At 69.7% G+C, this 1266-nt stretch carries 1 protein-coding gene; it reads right to left on the minus strand.

The window, feature by feature from the left end:
- Positions 1–141: 141 nt before the first annotated feature.
- The gene (locus tag ABT186_RS35360; protein ID WP_351235937.1) at positions 142–837 is read right to left on the minus strand and encodes a glycerophosphodiester phosphodiesterase; all 696 of its coding nucleotides are present in this window, start codon (positions 835–837) and stop codon (positions 142–144) included.
- Between the last annotated feature and the right edge of the window lie 429 nt (positions 838–1266).

A 1266-nucleotide genomic window follows, 5' to 3' on the forward strand; every position in this document is an offset into this window, starting at 1 on the left:
TGTTGTCTCCCGCGCGCACGCGCGCTGTGGGGGCCCGGCGCGGGGGTGGGCGACCCCCCCCGCCCCGCCCCCCCCCACCCCACGGCGTTCATGCTCTCGTCCGACCGCACGGGCGGCCGGTTCGGTCCCGGACCCCTGAGGTCAGGCCGTGGCCTCGACCAGCCGCTTCATGCCGGGCTGGTCGGTCACGCAGCCCACCAGGCCGAGCGTCCGGGCCAGCGCCAGGTCGCGCTCGTCGTTGACGGTCCAGGCCATCACGTCGATGCCGGCGGCGCCGCACTTCTCCACGATGGCCCGGTTCAGCTGGCGCAGCTCCACGCTGACCAGGGTGGAACCGACCTTCTGGGCGCGGCCGACGAAGGTGTCGCGGTGCGCGCTGGGGCCTGCCACCAGCACGGTGCGGGCCTGCGGCAGCAGGTTGTGGATCTCGATCAGCGCCACGTCGTGGAACGACAGCACCGAGACCCGGTCCAGCAGGTCGCGGTCGGTGAGCACCTTGGCCAGCGACCGGGCTGCGGCCACGTCCTTGATCTCCGCCTGGATCGGCAGCGTCGGCCCGACGGCGTCCAGCACCTCCCCGAACGTGGGGATGCGCTCGCCGAGGCCGGCGTCGAGCTTCTTGAGCTTCCGCAATTTCTGCTCGGCGATCGGACCGGAGCCGTCCGTCGTGCGGTCCAGGGTCTCGTCGTGCATGACGACCAGCTCGCCATCCTTGCTCAGGTGCAGGTCCAGCTCGATGCCGTCCAGCCCCTCGCGTTCGGCCCGCAGGAAGGAGCGCAGGGTGTTCTCCGGCTCGGCGGCCATGACGCCGCGGTGGCCGATGGTGAAGAAAGACACTCGGTTGCCGTCCTTGGGTGTGGTGGTGCGGGGCCGCCGTACGAGTGCCGTACCCCCCGCCGGGCGGCGGGCGACCGCCTGTCGGAGCGCCCAAGCCTAATGGGCCCGTCCGGCCGCGCGCTCGGCCCGCCTGGACCGTGCCCCAGGGCACAAAATTTAAGATCGCACCGCCTATCTCGCCAGCCACGGCGAGTTTCCTGAGACGTGAGGGCGTAGATCCGTCGCGAGCACCACCATCGCGTATCTGATCCGCGACCGGGACGCGAAGTTCCCCGCCACGTTCGACCAGGCGCAACTCCACCGCTTGACCGTGAGGCCGATCAGGGGCTTGTGGTGTAGGGGGGGAGGACGCCCCAAAACAAAAGATTAGCGAAGAATTAAAGGAGGTAATGAGGGGAGAAATAGAGGCCGGTGGATCAAAACGCACCA

Source organism: Streptomyces sp. NPDC001634, assembly GCF_040298185.1.
Classification (GTDB): domain Bacteria; phylum Actinomycetota; class Actinomycetes; order Streptomycetales; family Streptomycetaceae; genus Streptomyces.